We start from the raw sequence: 26,371 nt of genomic DNA on the forward strand, positions 1-26,371 counted from the left end.
GCCTCGCAGGCTCGGCAGCTGCTACGCGAGCTAGAGCAAATAGATGCGTAGATACTTCTGCAGCGATAAGGGTGCAACGGTTACAGTTTGGCCTTTACGGCCGGCAACGCATCCTTCCCATCCGCCGTTTTCACGCCGTCCAGCCACTTCTCCAGCACCGCCGGATTGGCCTTGATCCACGCTTTCGCCGCGTCGGCGTTGCTGACTTTTTTGTTCACCACCTCGGCCATGATGCTGTTCTCCATCTCCTGGGTGAAGCTCAGGTTGGTCAGCAGTTTGCCGACGTTCGGGCAGGCCTGTGCATAACCTTTGCGGGTCAGGGTGTGGACGCTGCCGGTGTCGCCGAAGTATTTCTCGCCGCCCTTCAGGTAATGCATTTTCAGTTGCACGTTCATTGGGTGCGGGGTCCAGCCGAGGAAGGTCACGAATTTCTGCTTTTTCACCGCGCGGGACACTTCGGCGAGCATCGCCTGTTCGCTGGACTCAACCAGTTTCCACTGGCCGAGGTTGAAATCATTCTTCTTGATGATTTCCTGCAAGGAAATGTTTGCAGGGGCGCCGGAGCCAATGCCGTAGATTTTTTTATCAACTTCTTTTGGGTGTAGCTCGGCGTACTTGTTCAGGTCGGCAAAGTCATGCACGCCGGCGTCCCACACATAGTCCGGCACGGCCAGGGTGAACTCGGTGCCGTCGAGGTTCTTCGACAGTTGGGTGACATCGCCATTGGCCACGAATTTGTCGTAGAAGCCCTGCTGCGCCGGCATCCAGTTACCCAGGAACACATCGACCTGGCCGTCCTTGAGCCCGCCAAAGGTGATCGGTACCGCCAGGGTATCGACCTTGGCCTTGTAACCCATGCCTTCAAGCAGGAAACCGGTGATGGCGTTGGTCGCGGCGATGTCGCTCCAGCCCGGGTCCGCCATCTTCACCGTGTCGCAGCTTTGCTCGGCCCAGGCCGACACACTGCTCAAGGCCAGCAGCCCCGCCGTCAGTACTGTGGATAACCTTTGCATGTTCTTCCCCTTACGTTATTGGTTTTGGCAGGGTTGTGGATAACGTGCTTTGCGTTCCAGATCATCGAGGTCGATGTGGTTGCGCATGTACTGCTGACTGGCGTCGACCAGCGGCTGGTGGTCCCAGCTCTTCAACTTGCCGAGGGTCAGCGCCTGAGTGACGAAACGTCGTCGACGCTGGCTGGCGAGTACCTGTTGGTGGATCGCCGGGATGTTCCATTTGGCCCGCGCTTCGGCGAGAAAGTCGTCGAACAACTGGCGATGTTGCGCGGATTGGCTGAGTTCTTCCTGCTCGTGCGGATCGTTTTGCACGTCGAAGAGCAGGCATGGGTCGTCTTCGCTGTAGATGAATTTGTACGCGCCACGGCGGATCATCATCAGCGGGCTGATGGTGCCTTCGGCCATGTATTCGCCAAACACTTCGTCGTGCCCGCCCTGCCCCTGCAGATGCGGAACCAGCGAGCGACCGTCCAGTGGCAAACCGGGTTCCAGCATGCCGCCGGCCAATTCGACGAAGGTTGGCAACAGGTCGGCGGTGGACACCGCTGCACTGACTCGCCCCGCCGCGAACTGCCCCGGCGCACTGACCAGCAGCGGCACGCGGGCAGCCATTTCGAACCAGTGCATTTTGTACCAGAGCCCGCGCTCGCCGAGCATGTCACCGTGGTCGCCAGAGAAGACGATGATGGTGTCGTCGATCAGCCCCGTATCCTCAAGGGTTTGCAGGAGTTTGCCGACGTTGCTGTCGATATAGCTGCACGCACCGAAATAGGCGCGGCGCGCATCGCGGATCTTATCCACAGGCAGCGGCTTGTCCCACAGGTCGTAGACCTTGAGCAGGCGCTGGGAATGCGGATCGAGTTCGTCTTGCGCCGGGGTTTGCGGCAACGGGATGTCTTGGTCGTCGTACAAATCCCAGAAGGCTTTGGGAATGGTGTACGGATCGTGTGGGTGAGTCATCGACACGGTCAGGCAGAACGGCTGATCGCCGTCTTCGCGGATGTGATCGAACAGGTACTGCTGGGCCTTGAACACCACCTCTTCGTCGAAATCCAGCTGATTGGTGCGCACGCAGGGTCCGGCTTGCAGCACCGAGGACATGTTGTGATACCAGCTCGGGCGTACGTCCGGTTCGTCCCAATTCACCGCCCAACCATAGTCCGCCGGGTAGATGTCACTGGTCAGGCGTTCTTCATAGCCGTGCAACTGATCCGGACCACAGAAGTGCATCTTGCCGGACAGCGCGGTACGGTAGCCGAGGCGTCGCAGGTAGTGGGCATAAGTCGGTACGTCCGCAGGAAAATCCGCCGCGTTGTCATAGGCGCCGATCTTGCTCGGTAACTGGCCGCTGACCAGGGTGAACCGCGAAGGGGCGCACAATGGGCTGTTGCAATACGCGGCGTCGAACACCACGCCTTGCGCGGCGAGGCGGCTCAGGTTGGGCAGCTTGATCGGCGATGAGCCGTAGAACGGCAACAGGGGCGCGGCCATTTGATCGGCCATGATGAAAAGAATGTTCTTGCGCTTCATGTGATCACGGCATTCCATAGTGAGCAGTTATGCGAAAGTGCTGTGATCGAGGATGTAGCCCACACACTTTGCGGTAAAGCCCATGCCCGGCAATGACTAGGATAAGCACAGCTTATGTATGACGCCCTTGGTGATCTGTCCCTGGACCTGTTTCGCGCCTTTGAAGCCGCCGCCCGTCATCGCAGCTTCACGGCGGCAGCGGTAGAACTCGGTACAACGCAGCCAGCTGTCAGTCAGCAGATCAAACGCTTGGAGGAGCAGCTCGGCACGCGGCTGTTCGACCGCATCTACCGAGGCATCGAGCTGACCGAGGCCGGAGCGATCCTGTTCGAGCAGGTGCAGGCCGGATTGCAGAGCATCGACGCCGGGTTGAATGCGATCAGCGCCCAGCATCAGCATGAGGTGTTGCAAGTGGCCACCGACTTTGCCTTCGCCGCGTATTGGCTGATGCCGCGTCTGCACCGCTTTCACCAAGCCAATCCGCACGTGGACGTCAGCCTGGTCACCAGTGAACGCAGCCACAACATGCTGCGCACCGACATCGACGTGGCGGTGCTGTTTGGCGATGGGCGTTTCAAGCAAGGCGAAAGCCATTGGCTGTTCAGCGAAGAAGTGTTCCCGGTGTGCAGTCCGCTGCTGCTCAAGGAGCGCTCGGCGCCCCTGCCCGCCCACGCCTTGCAAGAGTTGCCGCTGCTGCATTTGCGCGGGGAAAACAGCAGCCATTGGTTCGACTGGAGCGGCGTGTTTCGTGCGTTGGGCATCGCCACTGTGCCTGCGCCGGGGCAGTTGCGTTTCGACAACTACACACTGTTGATTCAAGCGGCGATTGGCGGTCAGGGCGTGGCCATCGGTTGGCGGCACCTTGTGGATAACTTGCTGGCGCAAGGTTTGTTGTGCCGGCCGATTGCCGAGACGGCGATGTCGAGCTTCGGCTATTACGTGGTGCTGCCTCAGCGTAAACGCCGCAGCGCGCTGATTCAGCAGTTCGTCGACTGGCTGATGACCGAACAGGCCAGCAGCGCGGAGTCGCTGACAGGCTTGGCCCTGCCGTCTATTGCGGTGTAGCGTTGCGGCTGGGGAATGAATCCCGGGACACGAGAACACTATGCAACAGATCAAGGGCTACCACGCCCACGTTTACTTCGACGCGAACACCATTGATCAGGCGCGGGCTCTGTGTGAGCAGGCCGCGCAGCTGTTTCCGTTGAAGATGGGCCGGGTGCATGAACGGCCGGTCGGCCCGCACCCGGACTGGAGCTGCCAATTGGCCTTCGCGCCGGAGCAGCTCGGCGAAGTGCTGCCGTGGCTGGCGCTCAATCGCCATGGGTTGGTGGTGTTTCTGCATCCGGATACTGGCGACGACCTGGCCGACCACACTGACCATGCGATCTGGATGGGCGCGATCCGGCCGCTGGATTTGTCGATTTTTTGAGCAGTCTTGAGGGCTGTGTTGCCTGTCAGGGCCTCATCGCGAGCAGGCTCGCTCCCACAGGGGAACGCATTTCAATGTGGGAGCGAGCCTGCTCGCGATGACGGCGGTTCGGACTACACAAAACCCCGATCAATACTCAATACAACACACCCTCTAGAACTTCATAAACCACCCCACTGCCCATCTCGATCAACACCATGTCGCCGCCCATGCGTCGCCATTCATAACCCGGGTAATACGGCAGGTGCGCGAGGGCGCGGTCGTCCAGGCGTTCGCCGTAGTAGCCGCGCGGCAAGGGCTGGCCTCTAACCCAGCGAATACCCTGCGGTGGTGGTGCGCCGCGCACGAAATACCCGTGGTTGCCGCGGATGACTTCGCGCACGGGGCCGAAATCATGGGGTGGCCGTCTGTATTCAGGGCCATGCTCGCGGTGTTCATCGCCGCGATGCTCGTACTGCGGGCCGCCACGATCATGCTCGTGATCGTCGCGTTCATCAGCGCTTGCGTGGAGCAAGGGCGTGGCGCTGAGCATCAATACACCCAGGCTGGCGATCAAGCGTTTGGGCATTTTCATTCGGGTCTTCCTCACAGCATCCACGGCAAAAAAAGGGGCTCAGAACGTGGTTCTGAACCCCTGGGTCTTGCTGTTTAGTCTGCGGCGCCGGGTACTAATTCCTTTGTATCAGGAACTTTACTCTCAGCTGACGCGGGCTTTGCGTACGCCTTCGGACAACGCCGAGCACAGGCTCAGTACGCCGTCGATGGCCTGGTCAGGCGTCGTTGCGTTGGCGATGTGGTCGATCAGTGCCGAACCCACCACCACACCATCTGCCAGACGGGCGATGGACGCCGCTTGCTCCGGTGTGCGGATACCAAAACCGATACTGATCGGCAGGTCGGTGTGGCGACGCAAACGGGCGACGGCTTCTTCGACGTGTTCCAGGGTCGCTGCGCCCGCACCGGTCACGCCGGCCACCGACACGTAGTACACGAAACCGGAACTGCCATTGAGCACGGTTGGCAGGCGCACGTCGTCGGTGGTCGGGGTGGTCAGGCGGATGAAGTCGATGCCTGCCGCTTGCGCCGGGTCGCACAGCTCGGCGTTATGCTCGGGCGGCATGTCGACCACGATCAGCCCGTCAACGCCGGCCTCTTTGGCATCGCTGATGAAGCGCGGTACGCCGTAGTAGTGAATCGGGTTGAAGTAACCCATCAGCACCAGCGGGGTGTCGTCGTTGTCTTTGCGGAACTCGCGAACCATTTGCAGGGTTTTCGCCAGGTTCTGTTTGGCGCCCAAGGCGCGGATGTTGGCGAGCTGGATCGCCGGGCCGTCGGCCATCGGATCGGTGAAGGGCATGCCCAACTCGATCACGTCGGCGCCGGCCGCTGGCAGACCTTTGAGGATCCCCAGCGAAGTGTCATAGCTTGGGTCGCCAGCAGTGATGAAGGTCACCAGGGCGGCGCGGTTCTGTTCTTTGAGTTCGGCGAAACGTGTTTGCAGGCGGCTCATCAGTGTTTCTCCTGCTGGGACTGATTTTGTTGAGAGTGCTCCATGTGGTGCATGACGGTCTGCATGTCTTTGTCGCCACGGCCGGACAGGTTGACCACCATCAGGTGATCTTTCGGCAACGTTGGTGCGCGTTTGAACACTTCGGCCAGGGCGTGGGCGCTTTCCAGTGCAGGAATAATCCCTTCCAGGCGGCAGCATTTGTGGAAGGCGTCGAGGGCTTCGTGGTCAGTTACCGAGGTGTACTGGACGCGGCCGATGTCATGCAACCAGGCGTGTTCCGGGCCGATACCCGGATAGTCGAGGCCGGCGGAAATCGAGTGAGCGTCGATGATCTGGCCATCGTCGTCCTGCAACAGGAACGTTCGGTTGCCGTGCAGCACGCCCGGTACGCCGCCGTTCAGGCTGGCCGCATGTTTACCGGTTTCGATGCCATGACCTGCTGCTTCAACGCCGATGATCTCGACGCTTTTGTCATCGAGGAACGGGTGGAACAGGCCCATGGCATTGGAGCCACCGCCAATGCACGCCACCAGGCTGTCCGGCAGGCGGCCCTCCTGGGCTTGCAGTTGTTCGCGGGTTTCCTTGCCGATCACCGCCTGGAAGTCGCGGACCATCGCCGGATAAGGGTGTGGGCCGGCCACGGTGCCGATCAGGTAGAAGGTGCTGTCGACGTTGGTCACCCAGTCACGCAGGGCTTCGTTCATCGCATCTTTCAGGGTGCCGGTGCCGGCAACCACGGGGATCACTTCGGCGCCCAGCAGTTTCATGCGGAACACGTTGGCCTGTTGGCGCTCGATGTCGGTGGTGCCCATGTAGATCACGCAGTCCAGACCAAAACGCGCAGCCACGGTGGCGGTGGCCACGCCGTGCATGCCGGCGCCGGTCTCGGCGATGATGCGTTTTTTGCCCATGCGCCGCGCCAGCAGGATCTGGCCGATGCAGTTGTTGATCTTGTGCGCGCCGGTGTGGTTCAGCTCTTCGCGCTTGAGGTAGATCTTGGCGCCGCCGCAGAATTCGGTCAGGCGTTCGGCGAAATACAGTGGGCTTGGGCGACCGACATAGTCGCGCTGGAAGTAGGCCAGTTCTTCTTTGAATGCCGGGTCGATCTTGGCCGCTTCGTATTCGCGGGCCAGATCGAGGATCAACGGCATCAGGGTTTCGGCAACGTAGCGGCCGCCGAACGCGCCAAACAGGCCGTTGGCATCAGGGCCGTTGCGCAGATTAGTCTGGGTCATGGGGCGCTCCAGTTGAATTCCAAAAAAGTTAATTCGTAGCAGGGCAATGGCGTTCACTCTACCCCTGACGTTCCAGCCTGAAAACCGATAAGATCGCCGTAACCTGTCAGGAAAACTCACATATCCCATGAGCCACGACCTTCCCCCGCTGAACGCCCTGCGCGCCTTTGAGGCCACTGCCCGCTTGAACAGCGTCAGTCAGGCTGCGGAGCAACTGCACGTGACCCACGGCGCGGTCAGCCGACAGTTGAAAGTGCTGGAAGAGCATCTGGGCGTGAGCCTGTTCGTCAAGGATGGACGCGGCCTGAAACTCACAGATGCCGGCGTGCGTTTACACGATGCCAGCAGCGAGGCCTTCGAGCGCTTGCGCACGGTTTGCGGTGAGCTGACGCAAGGCCACGCCGACGCACCGTTCGTGCTCGGTTGCTCCGGCAGCTTGCTGGCGCGCTGGTTCATTCCGCGTCTGGGTCGGTTGAATGCCGACCTGCCGGATTTGCGCTTGCACCTGTCGGCCGGCGAAGGCGATCTCGACCCACGGCGGCCGGGGTTGGATGCCTTGCTGGTGTTTGCCGAGCCGCCGTGGCCTGCGGACATGCAGGTGTATGAATTGGCCAGCGAGCGCATCGGCCCGGTGCTGAGCCCGCGCTTTGCCGGTTACGACACCCTGCGTCAGGCGCCAGCCGCTGTGTTGCTCAACGAGCCCTTGTTGCACACCACCTCCCGCCCGCAAGCCTGGCCCAGTTGGGCGCAGCGCAACGGCCTCGATGCCAAAGCGCTGAAGCTCGGGCAGGGTTTCGAGCATTTGTATTATTTGCTGGAGGCCGCGGTGGCCGGGCTGGGCGTGGCGATTGCCCCTGAACCATTGGTGGCCGAGGATTTGAAGGCCGGTCGCCTGATTGCGCCGTGGGGCTTTAGTGAAACCCCGGCGCAACTGGCGTTGTGGCTACCCAAGCGCGCCGCGGACGGCCGCGCTCGGCAGTTGGCGCAGTGGCTGAAAAACGAGCTGCGCCAGCCCGTCATTGATTGAGTGGCATGTGTGGGTCGGGACTCCAGCGGTTACACAGGTAAGAGGAAAAATCGCTGCTAGGCTCTATTTACACAAAAAGGAGTGCGCCATGACTGACCATCACACTTACAAGAAAGTCGAACTGGTTGGCTCGTCCCCTACCAGCATTGAAGAAGCCATCAACAACGCCTTGGCCGAGGCCAGCAAAAGCATCAAGCACATGGAATGGTTCGAGGTCACCGAAACCCGCGGGCACATCAAGGACGGCCAGGCGGCGCACTTTCAAGTGACGCTCAAGGTCGGATTCCGGATTGCCAATAGCTGAGGTTGAGCTAGGCTTTTGAACTTGTGCGCTGGCCGATTGCCATAGGGAATGGCAAAGCGCTACTTCTGTCTTGAGCGACAGACGCTCAAGTGTTAACGCTTACCCCTTTTGATCCGACCAGGGAATGTGACCGATGAAGAAATTTATGTTGGCGGTGGGTTTGTTGAGCATTGCGGGAACAACCTTTGCGGCGGGCAAACCGTGCGAAGAGTTGAAAAGCGAAATCGCGGCAAAAATCGACGCCAAGGGCTCCAAAAACTATTCGCTGGAAATCGTTGATAAAGGCGCGGCCGCGGGCGGCAAAGTGGTCGGCAAGTGCGAGGCAGGCAAGAAGGTCATCGTCTACAAGAAGTAGATTGAGTCGGCTGTTTATGTAAAAGCCGACGCCATGGCGTCGGCTTTTTTCTGGGCGCTGTTTAAGGCTTAGCCCTTCATCACTTGCGCCAGTAGCTCGTAGGAATGCAGGCGATCAGCGTGTTCGTACAGGTCGCTGGTGAAGATCAACTCGTCGGCCTGAGTCTGCTCGATCAGCACCTCAAGCTTGCCGCGAATTTTCGCCGGGCTGCCGATCATGGCCAGACCCAGGAAATCACCGACGGCTTCTTTCTCATGGGGCAACCACAGACCGTCCATGGTTTTCACCGGTGGGCGCTGGACCAGGCTTTGGCCGCGCATCAGTGCCAGTATTCGTTGGTAGACCGAGGTCGCCAGATAATCGGCTTGTTCGTCGGTGTCGGCGGCAACCAGCGGTACACCGAGCATCACGTAGGGTTTATCCAGTACGGCTGAAGGTTTGAAGTGATTGCGGTAAACCCGAATCGCTTCATGCATATAACGCGGTGCGAAATGCGAGGCGAAGGCGTAAGGCAAGCCGCGTTCGCCGGCCAGTTGCGCGCTGAACAGGCTGGAACCCAGCAGCCAGACCGGCACATTGGTGCCAGTGCCGGGCATCGCGATTATGCGCTGGTCCGGCGTGCGTGGGCCCAGGTAGCGCACCAGTTCGGCCACGTCTTCCGGGAAGTCGTCGGCACTGCCGGAGCGTTCACGGCGCAAGGCGCGGGCGGTCATCTGGTCGGAACCCGGAGCGCGGCCCAGACCAAGGTCGATCCGCCCAGGATAGAGGCTCTCGAGGGTGCCGAACTGCTCGGCGATCACCAGCGGCGCATGGTTGGGCAGCATCACACCACCGGAACCGACGCGAATGGTCGACGTCCCGCCGGCCAGATAGCCGAGCAGTACTGACGTCGCCGAGCTGGCGATGCCATCCATGTTGTGGTGTTCGGCGACCCAGAAGCGGTTATAACCCCACTTCTCGACGTGTTGCGCCAAATCCAGTGAGTTGCGCAGCGATTGCGCGGGGCTGCCATTCTCGCGAACGGGCACAAGGTCCAGCGTCGAGAACTTGGTATCGGACAGTTGTTTCATAAGCCGGCTTCTCCAATGGGTTACGCAGGCTTTTCTCACCAACGAAAACCTGCCGAATGCATAAGCATGTTCCATGCAATGTGGGCATATACCCGAGTTTCAATAGCAGACATGAATTTGCCGACCGGATAAGCGGTTCGATCCGACAAGGTGAACTTTGCCAAGCCTTCTATCCTCAGAACCCAGGCAACCGAAAACCATGAAGGCGCGACCCTTCGCGCCGGATTTTGAGGAGGCAGAGATGAGTATCAAAAAGAAAGCATCGGCGCATTGGGTCGGTGATCTGAAAACCGGCCTTGGTTCTATCTCGACTGAAACCGGGGTCCTGAAAAATGCACCTTATGGCTTCAAGGCGCGTTTCGAAGGCGGCCCGGGCACCAACCCGGAAGAGTTGATCGGCGCCGCTCACGCGGGGTGTTTCTCCATGGCCTTTTCGATGATTCTCGGCGAGGCCAACCTGAAAGCCACCAGCATTGATACCAATGCCGAGGTGACGCTGGATCAGGTCGACGGTGGCTTTGCGATCACCGCCGTGCACCTCACGCTCAAAGCGAAAATCCCTGGCGCCAGCCAGCAGCAATTCGAAGAACTGAGCAAAAAAGCCAAAGAAGGCTGCCCGGTTTCCAAGGTGTTGAATGCCAAAATCACGCTTGATGCGACGCTCGTTAGCTGATCGTTCCTGGTAGCAGCTGGCACGCCAGCTGCTACAAATCAGAACTCGCTGGGTAAAACTGTGGTCGAATAAGTGACAGCAGCTTCAGCGCATGACTGTGCGCGCTGCCTGAATGGAGCTTCAACCATGAAACGTTTTGCCTTGGCGGTTATCTGCGGTGCGCTGGCCACATCGGCCCTGGCGGCGCCCAAATCCTGCGAAGAACTTAAAGCCGAGATTGAAGCCAAGATCCAGGCCAATAACGTGTCGTCTTACACCCTGGAGATCGTCACCAACGACGAGGTCCACGATCAGAACATGGTGGTTGGCACTTGTGAAGGCGGCACGAAGAAGATCATCTACCAGAAGAACGACAGATAATTCGCCTTACTGCACACAAAAAGTCTCGCTACCTTCGGCGATGAGTTCGCGCTTGGCGTTATACAGCCGGGCGCTGGGCGTGAAGCCCAGTGAGCGGGCTTCGAGCAGGTAGCGTTGACCGGCTTCGAAATGATCGTAATGCACGGTCAAGTAGCACAGTCGGTTTGGCGCATCCAAGTCCATGCCAAAGCCTCCGGAAGACACCTCGAAGTCGAAACGCACCTTCAGTTCATGGCTGCCTGGCGTGACCTGGAAGAATCGCCCGTCATCCAGGGTCTTTTTGTCCAGGCTCTCGGCCATGAGGACTTTGCCCCCGGGCGACGGCATGGCGAAGTCGACCCAGGCCATGTTCGGGTTCGCGGCTGGCATCGGGCTCATACAGGCAGCCAGCGAGCTGATGGCGAGAAAAAGCAGAGTCCTGCGCATGATGAAATTCCGGGTGGTCGGGTATTAAGCATAGCGCCGATCAGGTGCGCTGGCAGCCCGCCGGGTGCGCTTGGCCAACGACTTTTCGCTGCTGATCATAGAGCTTGGCCCACGGCTGGAAGCCGATGTTCCCTGCTTGCAGCTGATACCGCTGGCCGGCGCTGAAGTCGTTGAATTTCACACTCAAGTGGCAATCGCGCCACAGCGGTTCGGCGTCGGGGCCGATGTTGGTCGGCTGCACCGCGAACTGATAACGCACCTTCAGTTCATGGCTGCCCGGTGGCACTTCGAAGTAGCGTTTATCGGCCCAGGCCTTGGCATCGACTTCCAGCGCTTGCAGCACGGTGTCGTCTTGATGGGGGCCCAGGTCGATCCAGGCTTGCGTTGGGTCGGGTTGGGGCAGTCCAGCACAGCCGGCCAACATCAGCAGGTTTGCAGTCAGCAATAACGCGCGCATAGCGAAGCTCCAGTAGGCGAGATAGTCTTGCGGGCAGACTCCCCAAGGATGATTCGATGTGATCAAGCCGCTTCCAAGCCATCGGTTACTTGATCGCGTTTTGCGCGTTTTGTTTCCAGCCGCGTTGCTTTTACTGCTCAACGGTTGCACGAGCGTCAGTTACTACAGCCAGTTGGCCAGCGGTCAGTGGCAATTGCTGCGGGCGCGTGAGCCAGTGAGCGAGGTGATTGCCGACCCTGCGCGTGACGCGAAACTGCGTGCACGCCTGGCCCAATCGCAAAAGGCCCGTGAGTTCGCCAGCCGGCAGTTACACCTGCCGGACAACCGAAGCTATCGCCTCTACACCGACATCGGCCGACCGTTCGTGGTGTGGAATGTGTTCGCCACGCCGGAATTTTCCCTCAAGCCGCAGAACCATTGCTTTCCGATCGCCGGGTGCGTGGCCTACCGTGGGTACTACAGCCAGAGCGCCGCGCGAGGCGAAGCGGCGCTGCAGCGTCAACAAGGCATGGACGTGTCGATCAGCGGTGTTGAAGCCTATTCGACCCTGGGCTGGTTCGACGACCCGATCATCAGTTCGATGATGAACTGGGGCGACGAGCGCCTGGCGACGCTGATTTTTCACGAGTTGGCGCATCAGCGGTTTTACGTGAAGGACGACACTGAGTTCAACGAGTCTTACGCCACCTTCGTAGAACAGGAAGGCACCCGCCAATGGCGCGCGGCGCGCGGTTTACCTCCGGCCAGTGAGGCTCAAGCGCATCAGCTTGATCAATTCACCCGGTTGGTTCTGGATACCCGTACGCGGCTCGAAAAGCTCTATGCGTTGCCCCTGGCGGCTGAGCAGATGCGCCAGCGCAAAGCGGCCGAGTTCGAGCGCTTGCGCAGCGACTACCGAACCCTGCGCGACAGCCAATGGGCCGGCGAGAAGCGCTACGACGCCTGGATCAATGCCCCGATGAACAACGCCAAGCTGCTGCCTTTCGGGCTCTATGACCAATGGGTGCCGGCGTTTGCCGTGGTGTTCAAACAGTCGGGTGGGGATTGGCTGAAGTTTTATGCGGCGGTCGAGAAATTGGGTGCGTTGCCAGTTGGTGAGCGCAAGGCGGCGCTGAAAGCATTGGCAGAGTCAGAGAAGTCTGATGGCTGAGCGGCCCTTTCGCGAGCAAGCCCGCTCCCACATTGGAATGCGATCCACTGTGGGAGCGAGCCTGCTCGCGATGGCTATTTAACTAACCCCGCAAAAACGCCTGATGCAACTCGGCCAATGTCTCGAAGTGATACGCCGGCTGTTCGGCGCTCAACTCTTCGTGGCTACCGAAGCCATAACCCACCGCTGCCGCGTCCAGCCCGTTGCGCCTGGCGCCGATCAGGTCGTGTTTACGGTCGCCGATCATCAGCGTGGTGGCCGGGTCCAGGCCTTCTTCGGCCATCAAATGGGCAATCAGCTCGACCTTGTCGGTGCGGGTGCCGTCCAGTTCGCTGCCGTAGATCACTTTGAAGTGCCGATCGAAACCGAAGTGCCGGGCGATTTCCCGGGCGAAAATCCACGGCTTCGACGTCGCGATGTACAGCTGCCGCCCTTGCCCGCTGAGGGTTTCCAGCAGTGGCGTGACGCCGTCGAACACACGGTTTTCATACAGGCCGGTGACCTTGAAGCGCTCGCGATAGAAATTTACCGCCTCCCAGGCCTTGGGCTCGTCGAAGTCGTAGAACTGCATGAAGGCTTGCAGCAACGGCGGGCCGATAAAGTGTTCGAGCCTGGTCAGGTCAGGCTCGTCGATCCCCAGTTTGCTCAGGGCGAACTGGATCGAGCGGGTGATGCCCTCACGCGGGTCGGTCAGGGTGCCATCGAGGTCGAATAGAACGGTTTGGTAATGCATGAAAATTCCTGAAATTGAGTAGGCCTAGGGTTGGTCGTAGCCTTCGGCCAGATGCAGGTCTTTGAGCTTCACGTAATTCGCCGCGCTGTAGGTGAAAAACGCCCGTTCCTTGTCAGTCAACGCGCGGATCTGTTTAACCGGGCTACCGACATAGAGAAAACCGCTTTCCAGGCATTTGCCCGGCGGCACCAGGCTGCCCGCGCCGATGATCACCTCGTCTTCGACCACCGCACCGTCCATGACGATGCTGCCCATGCCGATCAGGATCCGGTTGCCGACCGTGCAGCCGTGGAGCATGACTTTGTGGGCGATGGTCACGTCATCGCCGATCAGCAGCGGAAAGCCGTCCGGGTTGAAGGGGCCGGCGTGGGTGATGTGCAGCACGCAGCCATCCTGCACGCTGGTGCGTTGGCCAATACAGATGCGGTGCATGTCGCCGCGGATCACGGTCAGCGGCCAGACCGAGCTGTCTTCGCCTATTTCGACGTCGCCGATCACCACCGCCGAGCTGTCGACAAATGCGCCTTTGCCGAGCACGGGGGTGTGGTTCTGGTACTTGCGAAGGGACACGATAGGCTCTCTCTCTTTTGCTGATAGCTGCGGATGGCGTCGATTGTAATTAAGATGGCCGCATGTTTCTTCCAGCCAAGGTGCCAACCGTGAGCGTGAACAACCCTCTTTTGCAGTCCTACGACCTGCCACCGTTCTCGGCCATCCGCGCCGAGCACGTACAACCGGCCATCGAACAGATCCTCGCTGACAACCGCGCCGCCATCGCCGAGATCCTCAAAAGCCAGGGCAAGCAGCCTACCTGGGCCGGTCTGGTGCTGGCGATGGACGAGTTGAACGATCGTCTGGGCGCGGCCTGGAGCCCGGTCAGCCACCTGAATGCCGTGTGCAACAGCGCCGAACTGCGTGAGGCTTACGAGTCCTGCCTGCCGGCACTGAGTGCCTACGCCACCGAGTTGGGCCAGAACCGTGAACTGTTCGAGGCCTATGAAGCCCTGATCAACAGCCCGGAAGCGGCCGATTTCGATGTTGCGCAAAAAACCATTCTCGAACACGCGCTGCGTGACTTCCGTCTGTCGGGTATCGATTTGCCTGCGCTTGAGCAAAAGCGTTACGCCGAGGTGCAGAGCAAACTGTCCGAGCTGGGCAGCCGCTTCTCCAACCAATTGCTCGACGCCACCCAGGCCTGGACCAAGCACATCACCGATGAAGCCGCCCTCGCCGGTCTGACCGACTCGGCCAAGGCGCAAATGGCTGCCGCTGCCGAGGCCAAAGGTTTGGAAGGCTGGCTGATCAGCCTGGAGTTCCCCAGCTACTTCGCGGTGATGACCTACGCCCATGACCGCGCGTTGCGCGAGGAAGTCTACGCTGCCTACTGCACCCGTGCGTCGGACCAAGGCCCGAACGCCGGTCAGAACGATAACAGCCCGGTGATGGAAGAAATCCTCGACCTGCGTCAGGAGCTGGCCAAGCTGTTGGGTTTCGCCAGTTTCTCGGAGCTGAGCCTGGCGACCAAAATGGCCGAATCCAGCGATCAGGTGCTGAGCTTCCTGCGCGATCTGGCCAAGCGCAGCAAGCCGTTCGCCGCGCAGGATCTGGAACAACTCAAGGCTTACGCCGCCGAACAGGGCTGCCCGGATCTGCAAAGCTGGGACAGCGGTTTCTACGGTGAAAAACTTCGTGAGCAGCGTTACAGCGTCGCCCAGGAAGCGCTGCGTGCGTATTTCCCGATCGATAAAGTACTGAGCGGTCTGTTTGCCATCGTCCAGCGTCTGTACGGTATCGAAATCGCCGAGCAGAAAGGCTTCGACACCTGGCACCCGGACGTTCGCCTGTTCGAAATCAAGGAGAACGGCCAACACGTCGGGCGCTTCTTCTTCGACCTGTATGCCCGCGCCAACAAGCGCGGCGGCGCCTGGATGGACGGCGCTCGCGATCATCGCCGCACCGCCGCAGGCGTGCTGCAAAGCCCGGTGGCTAATCTGGTGTGCAACTTCACTCCGGCCGACAGCGGCAAGCCTGCCCTGCTGACCCACGATGAAGTCACCACCCTGTTCCACGAGTTCGGTCACGGTCTGCATCATCTGCTGACCCGCGTCGAATATTCTGGTGTGTCCGGTATCAACGGCGTGGCCTGGGATGCGGTCGAGCTGCCAAGTCAGTTCATGGAAAACTGGTGCTGGGAGCCGGAAGGCCTGGCGCTGATCTCCGGTCATTACGAAACCGGCGAGCCTCTGCCGCAGGACCTGCTGCAAAAAATGCTGGCGGCGAAGAACTTCCAGTCCGGGCTGATGATGGTGCGTCAGCTGGAATTCTCGCTGTTCGACTTCGAACTGCATGCCACTCACGGCGACGGCCGCAGCGTGCTGCAAGTGCTTGAAGGCGTGCGCGATGAGGTTTCGGTGATGCGTCCACCGGCCTACAACCGTTTCCCCAACAGCTTTGCGCACATCTTCGCCGGCGGTTACGCGGCGGGTTACTACAGCTACAAATGGGCTGAAGTCCTGTCGGCCGATGCCTTCTCGAAGTTCGAGGAAGAAGGCGTGCTCAACGCGGCCACCGGTCGTGCGTTCCGCGAAGCAATCCTGGCCCGCGGCGGTTCTCAGGAGCCGATGGTGCTGTTCGTCGATTTCCGCGGACGTGCGCCGTCGATTGACGCACTCTTGCGCCACAGCGGCCTCAACGAGGACGCGGCAGCATGAGTGACGGGACTGTGAGCAAAACCAAGAAACGCTTTATCGCCGGGGCTGTCTGCCCGGCGTGCAGTGAGCCGGACAAGTTGATGATGTGGAGCGAAGACGATGTGCCGCACCGCGAATGCGTGGCCTGCGGTTATTCCGACACGCTGAACGAGCAAGGTCTGTCAGTGCCCAAGGAATTGGGGACGCGGGTCAACACCACCGCGTTGAAAGTCCCGGACGCCAAGGTCCAGGCTGTGCAGTTCTTTCCCAATCCGAAGCTAAAGAAAAAGTCCGACGATCAGTCCTGATCATCCCGCGCTTTGAAATCCGCCTTTGAGCCTGATCGCTCAAGGGCGGTATTTATCCAGCACCACCATTCTCAATTGCAGGTCTACGACCCGCCTTACCTGATCGGGTAAGGGGCGTGTTGTGGCGCGCCCCTCAGATCTTCGGCTCTTCGCTATTGACCGTTTTGAGCCAGCTTTTCATCGAGCAGGTGGCAAACACGCTGGTACTGCAATCGCCGTTGGCCAACGCGGTACGCAGTTTGTCGATATTGGCCTGCATCATGTAGCGAATGCCGTTTTTGAAGTGGGTATTGTCGTCGAAACCGCCTTGGGTCATTTCGCTCAGCGCGTCTTCCTTGCTCCAGCCTTGCACTACCACGCGGTACATCGCGGCTATCAGGGCGGTACGGTCCGATCCACGTTTGCAATGTATCAACACCGGGCCTTTGCTTTGACCGGTTTGAATGGCCCGCAACGCGCTCAATACCTCGCTGTCATCGACGTGGCTGGTTTTGTACGGCAATTGCACCAGGTTGACCCCAGGTATCGATAGCCAGCTGGAATCGGATTCGGGGAGAAAGTTGATCACCGTCTCGACCTGGAGTTTTTCCAGCAACGGCAGAGTCCCGCGATCCGGGAGTGCACTGCGATAGAGGGTCGGTGACATCTGGTAAAGCCCGTACTGCGCTTCGACGGGCTGGGCCCACTCACCAGGACGGATGGATTGAGGTGGCTCAGCCTGAACCTGATCGAACGCAAAGAACGCCATTAACGACAGGCACAGTGCTCGCAAGAGGCGGTTTTTCGACATGAGTCAGGGGGCCGTGGATGAAGGAATGGGCGACGAAATCCCAGCCTGAACCCTGAGCAGTCAAAGCTCTGTGAGGTGCTTGTCAAAGAATCGTTAAGCCTGAAGGCGCCGGTGAAGCGTGCGAAATAATCTGTGAATTTGAAGCTGAAACGGTTCATCCGCATACTTAGCCTGCTACCATTTGTAACTAAAGTTTGCTGACATGTTCTTTCTATCGGGCCTCGACCGGCCCGCATTACTGCCAAAACGACAAGCTGCTCCATGAAGTGGCTGATCTATCCGTGAATGCCTGATGAGGTGCACCCCCCATGTCTGATCAAGATCGAGACAACCCGCGGCGTGAGTTTTTACGCAAATCCCTGACCTTGATTCCGGTGGTCACCGTTGCCAGCACCGGTCTGGGCAGCTCGGTTTTGTTGGCTGCCCCTGAGCCCGCTCCGGCCAGCCCGGGCAAAACCCCGGTCAGCACCCGTGTTTATGAGCCGAGCTACTTCACCGCTGAAGAGTGGGCGTTTCTTCAGGCGGCAGTCGCACGCTTGATTCCTGCCGATGAACAAGGTCCGGGTGCACTCGAAGCGGGTGTGCCGGAATACATCGACCGCCAAATGAATACCCCGTACGCGGCGGGCGCACTTTGGTACATGCAGGGTCCGTTCAACGCGGACGCTGCGCCGGAGATGGGCTGGCAGAGCAAACTGGTTCCGAAGGACATCTACCGTTTGGGCATCGCTGCAACGGACGCCTGGTCGAAGGCTTTCAACGGGAAAGCCTTTGCTGCGCAAGACAGCGCTACCCGAGACGATTTGCTCAAGCAATTGGAGGCCGGTACACCGACATTCGACAGCGTTCCACCGAAGATTTTTTTCAATCTTTTGCTGCAAAACACCAAGGAAGGGTTCTTCTGCGACCCGATCCACGGTGGCAATAAAGGCATGGTCGGCTGGACCATGATCGGCTTCCCCGGCGCCCGCGCCGATTTCATGGATTGGGTTGAACGCAACGAGCAATACCCCTTCCCGGCAGTTTCGATTCGCGGCGAGAGGGCGTAAGCATGATAACCACCATGAGGAAGGTCGACGCAGTGATCGTCGGGTTTGGCTGGACCGGGGCGATCATGGCCAAGGAGCTGACGGAGGCCGGCCTCAATGTGCTGGCGCTGGAACGCGGGCCGATGCAGGACACCTACCCTGATGGGAACTATCCGCAGGTGATCGACGAACTCACCTACAGCGTGCGCAAGAAACTCTTTCAGGACATCTCCAAAGAGACGGTGACCATTCGCCATAGCGTGAATGACATTGCGCTGCCCAACCGTCAGCTCGGCGCGTTCCTGCCGGGCAATGGTGTCGGTGGGGCCGGCTTGCACTGGTCTGGCGTGCATTTTCGGGTCGACCCGATCGAGTTGCGCATGCGCAGTCACTATGAGGAGCGCTACGGCAAGCACTTCATCCCCAAGGACATGACCATCCAGGACTTTGGCGTCAGCTATGAAGAGCTGGAGCCGTTTTTCGACTACGCCGAAAAAGTCTTCGGTACCTCGGGCCAGGCCTGGTCCGTGAATGGCCAGGTGGTCGGCGAAGGCAAGGGCGGTAACCCCTATGCGCCGGACCGTTCGAACCACTTCCCGTTGGCGTCGCAGAAGAACACGTATTCCGCGCAGTTGTTCCAGAATGCTGCCAACGCTGTCGGATACAAACCCTACAACCTGCCTTCTGCCAATACCTCCGGGCCCTACACCAATCCCTACGGTGCGCAGATGGGCCCGTGCAACTTCTGCGGTTTTTGCAGCGGTTACGTGTGCTACATGTACTCCAAGGCTTCGCCGAACGTGAATATCCTGCCGGCGCTCAAGCCATTGCCTAACTTCGAGTTGCGGCCCAACTCCCACGTGCTGCGGGTCAATCTCGACAGCACCAAGCGCAAGGCAACCGGGGTGACCTACATTGATGCTCAGGGCCGGGAGATTGAGCAACCGGCGGATCTGGTGATTCTCGGCGCGTTCCAGTTTCACAACGTGCGGTTGATGCTGTTGTCCGGGATCGGCAAACCGTACGACCCGATCAGTGGTGAAGGTGTGGTCGGCAAGAACTTCGCCTATCAGAACATGGCCACCATCAAGGCCTTCTTCGACAAAGACGTGCACACCAACAATTTCATCGGTGCGGGCGGCAACGGTGTAGCGGTGGATGACTTCAACGCCGACAACTTCGACCACGGTCCGCACGGCTTCGTCGGTGGATCTCCAATGTGGGTCAACCAGGCGGGCAGCCGGCCGATTGCCGGGACTTCGAACCCGCCGGGAACACCCGCCTGGGGCAGTGCCTGGAAACGTGCGACCGCCGATTACTACACCCACCAGGTGTCGATGGACGCTCACGGTGCGCATCAGTCCTACCGTGGCAACTACCTGGACCTCGACCCGGTTTACCGCGATGCCTATGGCCAGCCGCTGCTGCGGATGACCTTCGACTGGCAGGAAAACGACATCAAGATGAACCGCTTCATGGTCGGCAAGATGAACAAGATCGCGGAAGCGATGAACCCCAAGTCCATTGCCTGGCTCGGCAAAAAGGTCGGTGAGCACTTCAATACGGCCTCCTACCAGACCACCCACCTCAACGGTGGCGCGATCATGGGCACTAACCCGAAAACCAGTGCGCTGAACCGTTATTTGCAGAGTTGGGATGTGCATAACGTATTCGTGCCGGGTGCTTCGGCGTTCCCACAAGGTTTGGGTTACAACCCTACCGGTCTGGTCGCGGCACTGACCTACTGGTCGGCGCGGGCGATTCGTGAGCAGTACCTGAAGAACCCCGGCCCGCTGGTCCAGGCTTAAGGAGCGATGACTATGAAGACACTCGTTATCGCTACCCTCGCCCTGCTCAGCAGTTGCTCGATCAGTGCGGCAGAAGATTATTCGCAGACCTTGATCAAACAGGGCGAATACTTGGCCCGTGCCGGGGACTGCGTGGCTTGCCACACTGCCAAGGATGGCAAGCCGTTCGCTGGCGGTTTGCCGATGGAAACCCCGATTGGCACGATCTACTCCACCAACATCACCCCGGACAAGGCCGGCATCGGCGACTACAGCTTTGACGATTTCGACAAAGCCGTGCGCCATGGCGTCGCCAAAAGCGGTAGTACGCTTTACCCGGCCATGCCGTATCCGTCTTATGCCCGCGTCAGCGATGCAGATATGAAAGCCCTGTATGCCTATTTCATGAAAGGTGTGGCGCCGGTCGCTCAAGAGAACAAGGACAGCGACATCCCTTGGCCCTTGAGCATGCGCTGGCCGTTGACCGGCTGGCGCTGGCTGTTTGCGCCGGGTGTCGAGGCGTATCAACCTGCCGCCGGCGAAGAGGTGGCAATCAGCCGTGGGGCCTATCTGGTGGAGGGTCTCGGACATTGCGGTGCCTGCCATACGCCGCGTGCCCTGACCATGCAGGAAAAAGCCTTGAGCGCCCATGAAGGCAGTGCGTTTCTGTCGGGCAGCGCGCCGCTGGAAGGCTGGATCGCGAAAAGCTTGCGGGGCGATCACAAGGACGGCCTTGGGAGTTGGAGCGAAGAGCAACTGGTGCAGTTTCTCAAGACCGGCCGCAGCGACCGCAGTGCGGTGTTCGGCGGCATGAGTGATGTGGTGGTGCACAGCATGCAGTACATGAGCGATGAGGATCTGACGGCGATCACCCGATACCTCAAGTCCTTGCCGGCGAACGACCCCAACGATCAGCCGCACCTGTACGACAAGCAAGTGGCGCAGGCGCTGTGGAAAGGTGACGACAGCAAACCTGGTGCGTCGGTGTACATCGATAACTGTGCCGCCTGCCACCGTACCGACGGGCACGGTTACACCCGAGTCTTCCCGGCTCTGGCCGGCAACCCGGTGCTGCAATCGGACGATCCGACGTCACTGATCAATATCGTGCTCAAGGGCGGCACCTTGCCGGCGACTCACACCGCACCATCGACGTTCACGATGCCTGCATTTGCCTGGCGTTTGTCGGATCAGGAAGTGGCAGACGTGGTGAACTTCATTCGCACGAGTTGGGGGAACAAAGGGCCGCAGATTAAACCGGCTGACGTCGCCGACTTGCGCAGAGAGGGGGAGAAATCAACGGCGGTTGATAAGTCTGGGCAACTGACAAAGTCTTATTGATGTTTGTTAAGTTGCAATAACCAACGCCTGCGAAATGAGTTTCGCAGGCGTTGGTTTATGATCGGTAGAGCGTATTAGCCACTACGCGATCAAGTCCAATCATGGATTGACAATACTTGCGTAAGCTTTGGCCAATGCCAGCAGCTTGGCCTTGTCATCGGCGTCAATGTCGCCATCACCGTCCACATCCTTGCTGACCGTCTTGATATTGAAGGATCGACCGCCGTCGCTGGAAACTGCGGTGACGAAAATCGAGTCTACCAATGTCTCGGTTTGGACTTCGTTTTTCGCATCCCAACCCAGCTCTTTTCGTGCAAGTTGCATCGAGACTTGTGCTTCCTGTGGACTAACGATGGTCGGCGCCAGCAGTTGTAGAAAGATACCGCGTTGATTAAAGAAAGACATTGTTAAATCCTTTTAATGGTTATCCAGTGTGATGTTGCGTGTGCCAAGGATAGTACGGGCTATGTTAATCGGATGACCAATGGTTATATGTTTCTTGTTCTTACGCTTCTAGGTTGATTAACCAGTAGTTATATAAACCAGACAGGGCGTTAACTTGGCGCCTTCGTTAAAGGAGCCGAACGGCACTGGCCTGACAGCGGATTTTTCGATACTGTACATGTATACAGTAGTGAGGTTTTTCCAATGTTCACGCCCTTGCCACCTCGCGGTCGTGGGACCGCCAGCAACCCGCACAATCGTTTTGCGCCGAACCGCTCGGTGGCTGAGGACGATGGCTGGTATCAGGAAGCACCGCTGACCCAGGGCACCGAGGTGATGATCGAGACCGCGAAAACCATCATCACCCGCAACAATTCGCCTGACCTGCCCTTCGACCGTTCGATCAATCCCTATCGAGGTTGCGAACACGGCTGCATCTACTGCTATGCGCGTCCCAGCCATGCCTATTGGGACCTGTCGCCGGGCCTGGATTTCGAGACGAAACTGATTGCCAAAAGCAACGCCGCCGACGTACTGGAGCAGCAGCTTTCCAGGCGCGGTTATCAGTGCGCGCCGATCAACCTGGGCTCCAACACCGATCCCTATCAGCCGATCGAGCGCGAACACAAAATCACCCGTCGAATTCTCCAGGTGCTGCTGCGTTACCGGCATCCGGTGACCATCATTACCAAGGGCTCGCTGATCCTTCGCGATCTGGATCTGCTCAGTGAATTGGCCGAGCAGCGGCTGGTGGCGGTGATGATCAGCCTGACCAGCCTCGACGACGAGCTCAAACGCATCCTTGAGCCGCGAACGGCGGCTCCGAAGGCTCGCTTGCGGGCGATTCGGGTCATGCGCGAGGCCGGGATTCCAGTAGGCGTCTTGTGTTCGCCGATGATCCCGATGATCAACGACAGTGAGCTGGAAAGCCTGCTGACCGAAGCGCATGCGGCCGGTGCGCAGAGTGCGGCCTACATGATGTTGCGCCTGCCACTGGAAGTGGCACCGCTGTTCGAGGAATGGCTGGCGGCTCACTATCCGCAACGTGCAGCCCATGTGTTGAGTTTGATCCGTCAAAGCCGCGGCGGTGAACTGTATGACAGCCGCTTTGGCGCTCGTATGCGCGGCGAAGGACCGTTCGCCGACCTGCTGGCGCAACGCTTTGCCAAAACGATAAAACGTCTTGGACTCAATCAACGTGAAGGTTTCAATCTGGACTGCGAAGCCTTTTGTCCGCCGGGTGCTCAAATGTCGTTGCTTTAGCAACAATTGGCCTATGGTGAGTAGTGAAAAACGCGGTGTGTTTGTACGCCGGTCACGTTTTTTGTAACCTGGAACGCACGTTCTAGAGCGGTTGATTCAGTTTGAGTTAAGTTTCGCTGGTTACCTTGTTCATCGAGTGACTGGATGGTCACTTGTCGGCGATCTGAATGTTTTCCAGCCAGTCGCTGGCTTTGTCCCAGGTAAAACGGGAAAATTTCCCTACTCCGTCAAAGAGGATGAATTATGAGTGACAAGGATAAACAGCCGTTGGCTGCGTCGGTTTCAGCCCTGCCCGAGGCCGAAAGCGCCGATGCAGCGCTGCAGCACATCATTGACGGTTTTTTACACTTCCACCACGAGGTCTTCCCGCAACAGGAAGAACTCTTCAAGAAACTCGCTACCGCTCAGCGGCCCAGAGCGATGTTCATTGCTTGTGCGGACTCTCGCATCGTTCCCGAATTGATTACCCAAAGCGCCCCTGGCGATCTGTTCGTCACCCGCAACGTTGGCAACGTAGTGCCACCCTATGGGCAGATGAATGGCGGGGTTTCCACGGCCATCGAATATGCGGTGCTGGCCCTTGGCGTGCAGCACATCATCATTTGCGGACACTCCGATTGTGGCGCCATGCGTGCGGTACTCAATCCGCAAAGCCTGGAAAAAATGCCCACGGTCAAAGCCTGGTTGCGTCATGCCGAAGTGGCAAAAACCATGGTCCAGGAGAACTGCCATTGCGCTGACGAAAACGAAAGCATGCAGGTGCTCACCGAAGAAAACGTCATCGCCCAATTGCAGCATTTACGCACTCACCCCTCAGTGGCCTCGCGCATGGCCAACGGTCAGCTGTTTATCCATGGCTGGGTCTACAGCATCGAAACCAGCGAAATCAAAGCGTATGACGCGGATCAGGGCTGCTTCCTGCCTCTGGATGGCAGCCATCCGATTCCCGTGGCGACGCCCAAAGCGCGCTTCTAAATCCTCCTAAACACCTTGTCTGACCTGGTCGAGGCTGCTGGAAAAGCGGTCGGGCTTCGTCATGCCTGAAAAATCTCAGGAGAACCTCATGCGTGCTGCGCAATTGAAAGCTGTTTTGCCACGGGAGCTGCTGGCTTCGGTGGTGGTGTTTCTGGTCGCCCTGCCCTTGTGCATGGGCATTGCAATCGCTTCCGGCATGCCGCCGGCCAAGGGCCTGATCACCGGGATTATCGGTGGGTTGGTGGTCGGTTGGCTGGCCGGTTCGCCGCTGCAAGTCAGCGGTCCGGCTGCGGGGCTGGCGGTACTGGTCTTTGAACTGGTGCGCCAGCATGGCGTGGCGATGCTCGGACCGATTCTATTACTGGCCGGGTTTCTACAGCTGGTGGCCGGGCGTTTGCGGCTGGGCTGCTGGTTCCGTGTCACGGCGCCGGCGGTGGTCTACGGCATGTTGGCGGGCATCGGGGTGCTGATCGTGCTGTCCCAGGTGCATGTGATGCTCGACGGTGTCCCTAAACCCTCCGGCCTGGATAACCTCAGCGGGTTTCCGACCACCGTTGCCCAAGCCTTGCCGACACTGGGCGGCGGGCTGGGATGGCAGGCCGGCCTGCTTGGGTTATCGACGATTCTGGTGATGGGGTTGTGGGAGAATTTTCGTCCGCAATCGCTGCGCTTCATTCCCGGCGCCCTGCTCGGTGTTGGTCTGGCGACCCTTGCCAGTCTGGCGCTGGCATTGAACGTCAAACGGGTCGAAGTCCCGGCCAATCTGGCCGAGGCGATTGACTGGCTAAAGCCGGCCGATCTGCTGAATCTGGCCGACCCCAACCTGTTGATCGCCGCCTTCGCCGTGGCCTTCATCGCCAGCGCCGAAACCCTGCTCTCGGCAGCAGCAGTGGATCGCATGCACAGCGGTGAGCGTTCGGATTTCGACCGCGAATTGTCCGCCCAAGGTGTGGGCAACATGTTGTGCGGTCTGGTCGGTGCGCTGCCGATGACGGGCGTGATCGTGCGCAGTTCAGCCAATGTGCAGGCCGGTGCCAAGACGCGGTTGTCGGCGATCCTTCACGGTGTCTGGCTGCTGGCGTTTGTGTTGTTGCTGTCCAGTGTGCTGCAAAGCATTCCGGTGGCCAGCCTGGCCGGTGTGCTGGTGTATACCGGGGTGAAACTGGTGGACCTCAAGGCGTTTCGCGGACTGGCACGTTATGGTCGGATGCCAATGTTTACCTATGCGGCGACCGCGCTGGCGATCATCTTCAGCGACCTGTTGACCGGGGTGCTGATCGGTTTTGGCTTGACCCTGGCGAAGCTGGCCTGGAAGGCCTCGCGACTGAAGATCAGCCTGATCGACCTTCCGGCAGCGAGTCAAATGGAGTTGCGACTGGTGGGGGCTGCGACCTTTCTCAAGGTGCCGGCGTTGACCCGGGTCCTGGGGGCTATTCCGGTCGGTACGACGGTGCATGTGCCGCTGAATAACCTGAGTTACATCGACCACTCATGTCTGGAATTGCTTGAGGAATGGGGCCGGGCCAATGCCAGCAAAGGCTCGAAACTGCTGATTGAGGCGCGCGGGTTGAAGCGCAGGCTGGAGGGGCGATTGCGGACGACCGTTGGGGTAGGTTCCGCCAGATAGATAACAGTGTGGGAGCGGGCTTGCTCCGGGCGGCGATCCGACGAAAGCGATCAGGCAGTCAACATTTATCTCGACTGATCCACCGCTTTCGCGAGCAAGCCCGCTCCCACAGGTGTTAGGTTTTTACAGTTAGATCAGGCTGCTGGCTTATCCAGCTCCAGGCCTACGCCCAGCTGACGTGACAGGCACGGCCAGCGCTTCCAGGCGGCGCCAGTGTCCGGGCTGTTGAGCTTCTCGCGGTAGGCTTCGACGGACTCCAGCGCGAAGCTTTCTTCATTCAGCATCTCGTCGACGGCGTGATGTACAGCCTCATCCAGTTGATTGGCGAACTCTTCGCCGATCAGTTGGTGGGCAATCAGGTTGGCGACAGTCATGTCCAATGGGATCAGTGGCTGGCCGAAATGTTTGATGTAGAGGTCGTTAACCTCTTCTACCAGGCGATGGGCCAGGTAGGCTTCGTCCAGCAGGCTATCCAGGCCAACATGACCGGCCATGATCGCCGGTGGCTGGAGGAAGAACTGCTCGGCAATCTTCAGCACCGGCTTGATCTGCGACTCGATACCCGCTTCGCGCGCCACGTCGTTGGCGGCGTCGAGCAGGTCCGGCACTTGTTCTATATAAGCGGTAACAAAACGGGTCATCACGCCTTTCGCGTCAACGTCAGGCAATTGGATAGCGGAATGCAGGTGCGGCAATTGGACTTCCAGCTGACGGGTCAGCTGACCGGTATCGGCTTCATGTTGTTGGGCACGTTGAATCTGCTCGCGCAATGCGGCGGTGTTCATGAAAACTCCAGGAAACGAAGGCAAGGAAATAGGGGAAGACATAAGTTAGCCTGCTTAT

The 26,371-nt window shown here is 59.2% G+C and carries 29 protein-coding genes; 16 read left to right on the forward strand and 13 right to left on the reverse strand.

Going from position 1 to position 26,371, the window contains the following annotated elements; genetic code table 11:
* Positions 1–80: 80 nt before the first annotated feature.
* Entirely contained in the window at positions 81–1,013 is a 933-nt protein-coding gene (gene choX, locus NTD87_RS01855) for a choline ABC transporter substrate-binding protein (RefSeq protein ID WP_262111462.1), read from the reverse strand.
* Positions 1,014–1,028: 15 nt separating this feature from the next.
* Positions 1,029–2,543: a choline-sulfatase gene (betC, locus tag NTD87_RS01860; protein WP_262111463.1), complete on the reverse strand. Its 1,515-nt coding sequence runs from the start codon at positions 2,541–2,543 to the stop codon at positions 1,029–1,031.
* 114 nt (positions 2,544–2,657) lie between these two features.
* Here betC and NTD87_RS01865 point away from each other — a divergent pair, with 114 nt between their 5' ends.
* A complete protein-coding gene (locus NTD87_RS01865; protein WP_262111464.1) occupies positions 2,658–3,608 on the forward strand; it encodes a choline sulfate utilization transcriptional regulator in 951 nt (316 codons plus the stop codon).
* Positions 3,609–3,648: 40 nt separating this feature from the next.
* On the forward strand, positions 3,649–3,975 hold the full coding sequence (locus NTD87_RS01870) for a DOPA 4,5-dioxygenase family protein (RefSeq protein WP_262111465.1): 327 nt from the start codon (positions 3,649–3,651) through the stop codon (positions 3,973–3,975).
* Between the two features lie 136 nt (positions 3,976–4,111).
* Here the strand turns inward: NTD87_RS01870 and NTD87_RS01875 are convergent, their stop codons facing one another.
* From NTD87_RS01875 to trpB, 3 genes are all read right to left on the reverse strand, one after another.
* The gene (locus NTD87_RS01875; RefSeq protein ID WP_262111467.1) at positions 4,112–4,549 is read right to left on the reverse strand and encodes an RcnB family protein; all 438 of its coding nucleotides are present in this window, start codon (positions 4,547–4,549) and stop codon (positions 4,112–4,114) included.
* 123 nt (positions 4,550–4,672) lie between these two features.
* Positions 4,673–5,485: a tryptophan synthase subunit alpha gene (gene trpA, locus NTD87_RS01880; RefSeq protein ID WP_262111468.1), complete on the reverse strand. Its 813-nt coding sequence runs from the start codon at positions 5,483–5,485 to the stop codon at positions 4,673–4,675.
* A complete protein-coding gene (gene trpB, locus NTD87_RS01885; protein WP_262111470.1) occupies positions 5,485–6,720 on the reverse strand; it encodes a tryptophan synthase subunit beta in 1,236 nt (411 codons plus the stop codon). Before trpB ends, trpA begins: the two co-directional genes overlap by 1 nt.
* 127 nt (positions 6,721–6,847) lie before the next feature.
* Between trpB and NTD87_RS01890 the strand changes: the two genes are divergently transcribed.
* The 3 genes from NTD87_RS01890 (at position 6,848) to NTD87_RS01900 (ending at position 8,406) form a co-directional block, all read left to right on the forward strand.
* Entirely contained in the window at positions 6,848–7,747 is a 900-nt protein-coding gene (locus tag NTD87_RS01890) for a LysR family transcriptional regulator (RefSeq protein WP_262111472.1), read from the forward strand.
* Between the two features lie 88 nt (positions 7,748–7,835).
* The gene (locus NTD87_RS01895) at positions 7,836–8,051 is read left to right on the forward strand and encodes a dodecin (protein WP_123427033.1); all 216 of its coding nucleotides are present in this window, start codon (positions 7,836–7,838) and stop codon (positions 8,049–8,051) included.
* A gap of 133 nt (positions 8,052–8,184) precedes the next feature.
* Positions 8,185–8,406 (forward strand): DUF1161 domain-containing protein, encoded by a 222-nt coding sequence (locus NTD87_RS01900; RefSeq protein WP_123427032.1) that lies wholly within the window; start codon positions 8,185–8,187, stop codon positions 8,404–8,406.
* Positions 8,407–8,474: 68 nt separating this feature from the next.
* Here NTD87_RS01900 and NTD87_RS01905 read toward each other — a convergent pair whose 3' ends face one another.
* Entirely contained in the window at positions 8,475–9,476 is a 1,002-nt protein-coding gene (locus NTD87_RS01905; RefSeq protein ID WP_262111476.1) for an LLM class flavin-dependent oxidoreductase, read from the reverse strand.
* A 241-nt stretch (positions 9,477–9,717) separates the two neighbouring features.
* On the opposite strand from NTD87_RS01905, the gene NTD87_RS01910 reads away from it, so the two are divergent.
* Entirely contained in the window at positions 9,718–10,149 is a 432-nt protein-coding gene (locus NTD87_RS01910; protein ID WP_262111478.1) for an OsmC family protein, read from the forward strand.
* A gap of 126 nt (positions 10,150–10,275) precedes the next feature.
* Positions 10,276–10,509 (forward strand): DUF1161 domain-containing protein, encoded by a 234-nt coding sequence (locus tag NTD87_RS01915; protein WP_262111480.1) that lies wholly within the window; start codon positions 10,276–10,278, stop codon positions 10,507–10,509.
* A 6-nt stretch (positions 10,510–10,515) separates the two neighbouring features.
* On the opposite strand, the gene NTD87_RS01920 is transcribed toward NTD87_RS01915, so the two are convergent.
* Together NTD87_RS01920 and NTD87_RS01925 are read right to left on the reverse strand one after the other, a co-directional pair.
* On the reverse strand, positions 10,516–10,935 hold the full coding sequence (locus NTD87_RS01920; RefSeq protein WP_262111481.1) for a hypothetical protein: 420 nt from the start codon (positions 10,933–10,935) through the stop codon (positions 10,516–10,518).
* A 40-nt stretch (positions 10,936–10,975) separates the two neighbouring features.
* Positions 10,976–11,392 carry a hypothetical protein gene (locus NTD87_RS01925; RefSeq protein WP_262111483.1) on the reverse strand — a complete coding sequence of 139 codons (417 nt, stop codon included), beginning with the start codon at positions 11,390–11,392 and terminating at the stop codon, positions 10,976–10,978.
* Between the two features lie 58 nt (positions 11,393–11,450).
* Here NTD87_RS01925 and NTD87_RS01930 point away from each other — a divergent pair, with 58 nt between their 5' ends.
* Complete coding sequence (locus NTD87_RS01930; protein WP_262111485.1) at positions 11,451–12,542, forward strand: aminopeptidase; 1,092 nt, start codon at positions 11,451–11,453, stop codon at positions 12,540–12,542.
* 82 nt (positions 12,543–12,624) lie between these two features.
* On the opposite strand, the gene NTD87_RS01935 is transcribed toward NTD87_RS01930, so the two are convergent.
* Positions 12,625–13,275 (reverse strand): HAD family hydrolase, encoded by a 651-nt coding sequence (locus NTD87_RS01935; RefSeq protein WP_262111487.1) that lies wholly within the window; start codon positions 13,273–13,275, stop codon positions 12,625–12,627.
* A gap of 24 nt (positions 13,276–13,299) precedes the next feature.
* Positions 13,300–13,845 carry a gamma carbonic anhydrase family protein gene (locus NTD87_RS01940; RefSeq protein ID WP_262111489.1) on the reverse strand — a complete coding sequence of 182 codons (546 nt, stop codon included), beginning with the start codon at positions 13,843–13,845 and terminating at the stop codon, positions 13,300–13,302.
* A gap of 62 nt (positions 13,846–13,907) precedes the next feature.
* On the opposite strand from NTD87_RS01940, the gene prlC reads away from it, so the two are divergent.
* Together prlC and NTD87_RS01950 are read left to right on the forward strand one after the other, a co-directional pair.
* On the forward strand, positions 13,908–15,986 hold the full coding sequence (gene prlC, locus NTD87_RS01945; RefSeq protein ID WP_262111490.1) for an oligopeptidase A: 2,079 nt from the start codon (positions 13,908–13,910) through the stop codon (positions 15,984–15,986).
* Positions 15,983–16,273: a YheV family putative zinc ribbon protein gene (locus NTD87_RS01950; RefSeq protein ID WP_262111491.1), complete on the forward strand. Its 291-nt coding sequence runs from the start codon at positions 15,983–15,985 to the stop codon at positions 16,271–16,273. Before prlC ends, NTD87_RS01950 begins: the two co-directional genes overlap by 4 nt.
* A 133-nt stretch (positions 16,274–16,406) precedes the next feature.
* Here the strand turns inward: NTD87_RS01950 and NTD87_RS01955 are convergent, their stop codons facing one another.
* Positions 16,407–17,063, reverse strand: coding sequence for a protein tyrosine phosphatase (locus NTD87_RS01955; protein WP_262111492.1), 657 nt, complete (start codon positions 17,061–17,063; stop codon positions 16,407–16,409).
* 308 nt (positions 17,064–17,371) lie between these two features.
* On the opposite strand from NTD87_RS01955, the gene NTD87_RS01960 reads away from it, so the two are divergent.
* From NTD87_RS01960 to NTD87_RS01970, 3 genes are read left to right on the forward strand one after another with little or no spacing between them, the layout of a single operon-like run.
* Positions 17,372–18,112 carry a gluconate 2-dehydrogenase subunit 3 family protein gene (locus NTD87_RS01960; protein WP_262111494.1) on the forward strand — a complete coding sequence of 247 codons (741 nt, stop codon included), beginning with the start codon at positions 17,372–17,374 and terminating at the stop codon, positions 18,110–18,112.
* A 2-nt stretch (positions 18,113–18,114) separates the two neighbouring features.
* Positions 18,115–19,899 carry a GMC family oxidoreductase gene (locus NTD87_RS01965; RefSeq protein WP_262111496.1) on the forward strand — a complete coding sequence of 595 codons (1,785 nt, stop codon included), beginning with the start codon at positions 18,115–18,117 and terminating at the stop codon, positions 19,897–19,899.
* Positions 19,900–19,911: 12 nt separating this feature from the next.
* Positions 19,912–21,219: a c-type cytochrome gene (locus NTD87_RS01970; RefSeq protein WP_262111497.1), complete on the forward strand. Its 1,308-nt coding sequence runs from the start codon at positions 19,912–19,914 to the stop codon at positions 21,217–21,219.
* Positions 21,220–21,318: 99 nt separating this feature from the next.
* On the opposite strand, the gene NTD87_RS01975 is transcribed toward NTD87_RS01970, so the two are convergent.
* On the reverse strand, positions 21,319–21,624 hold the full coding sequence (locus NTD87_RS01975) for a hypothetical protein (RefSeq protein ID WP_262111498.1): 306 nt from the start codon (positions 21,622–21,624) through the stop codon (positions 21,319–21,321).
* A 243-nt stretch (positions 21,625–21,867) separates the two neighbouring features.
* Here NTD87_RS01975 and NTD87_RS01980 point away from each other — a divergent pair, with 243 nt between their 5' ends.
* The 3 genes from NTD87_RS01980 (at position 21,868) to NTD87_RS01990 (ending at position 25,528) form a co-directional block, all read left to right on the forward strand.
* Positions 21,868–22,926 (forward strand): PA0069 family radical SAM protein, encoded by a 1,059-nt coding sequence (locus tag NTD87_RS01980; RefSeq protein WP_262111500.1) that lies wholly within the window; start codon positions 21,868–21,870, stop codon positions 22,924–22,926.
* A 243-nt stretch (positions 22,927–23,169) separates the two neighbouring features.
* Entirely contained in the window at positions 23,170–23,901 is a 732-nt protein-coding gene (locus tag NTD87_RS01985) for a carbonic anhydrase (protein ID WP_262111501.1), read from the forward strand.
* 88 nt (positions 23,902–23,989) lie between these two features.
* Entirely contained in the window at positions 23,990–25,528 is a 1,539-nt protein-coding gene (locus tag NTD87_RS01990; RefSeq protein WP_262111502.1) for a SulP family inorganic anion transporter, read from the forward strand.
* Positions 25,529–25,662: 134 nt separating this feature from the next.
* Here NTD87_RS01990 and NTD87_RS01995 read toward each other — a convergent pair whose 3' ends face one another.
* Positions 25,663–26,313 (reverse strand): hypothetical protein, encoded by a 651-nt coding sequence (locus tag NTD87_RS01995; protein WP_262111504.1) that lies wholly within the window; start codon positions 26,311–26,313, stop codon positions 25,663–25,665.
* Between the last annotated feature and the right edge of the window lie 58 nt (positions 26,314–26,371).

The organism is Pseudomonas sp. 6D_7.1_Bac1 (assembly GCF_025465945.1).
Lineage (GTDB): Bacteria > Pseudomonadota > Gammaproteobacteria > Pseudomonadales > Pseudomonadaceae > Aquipseudomonas.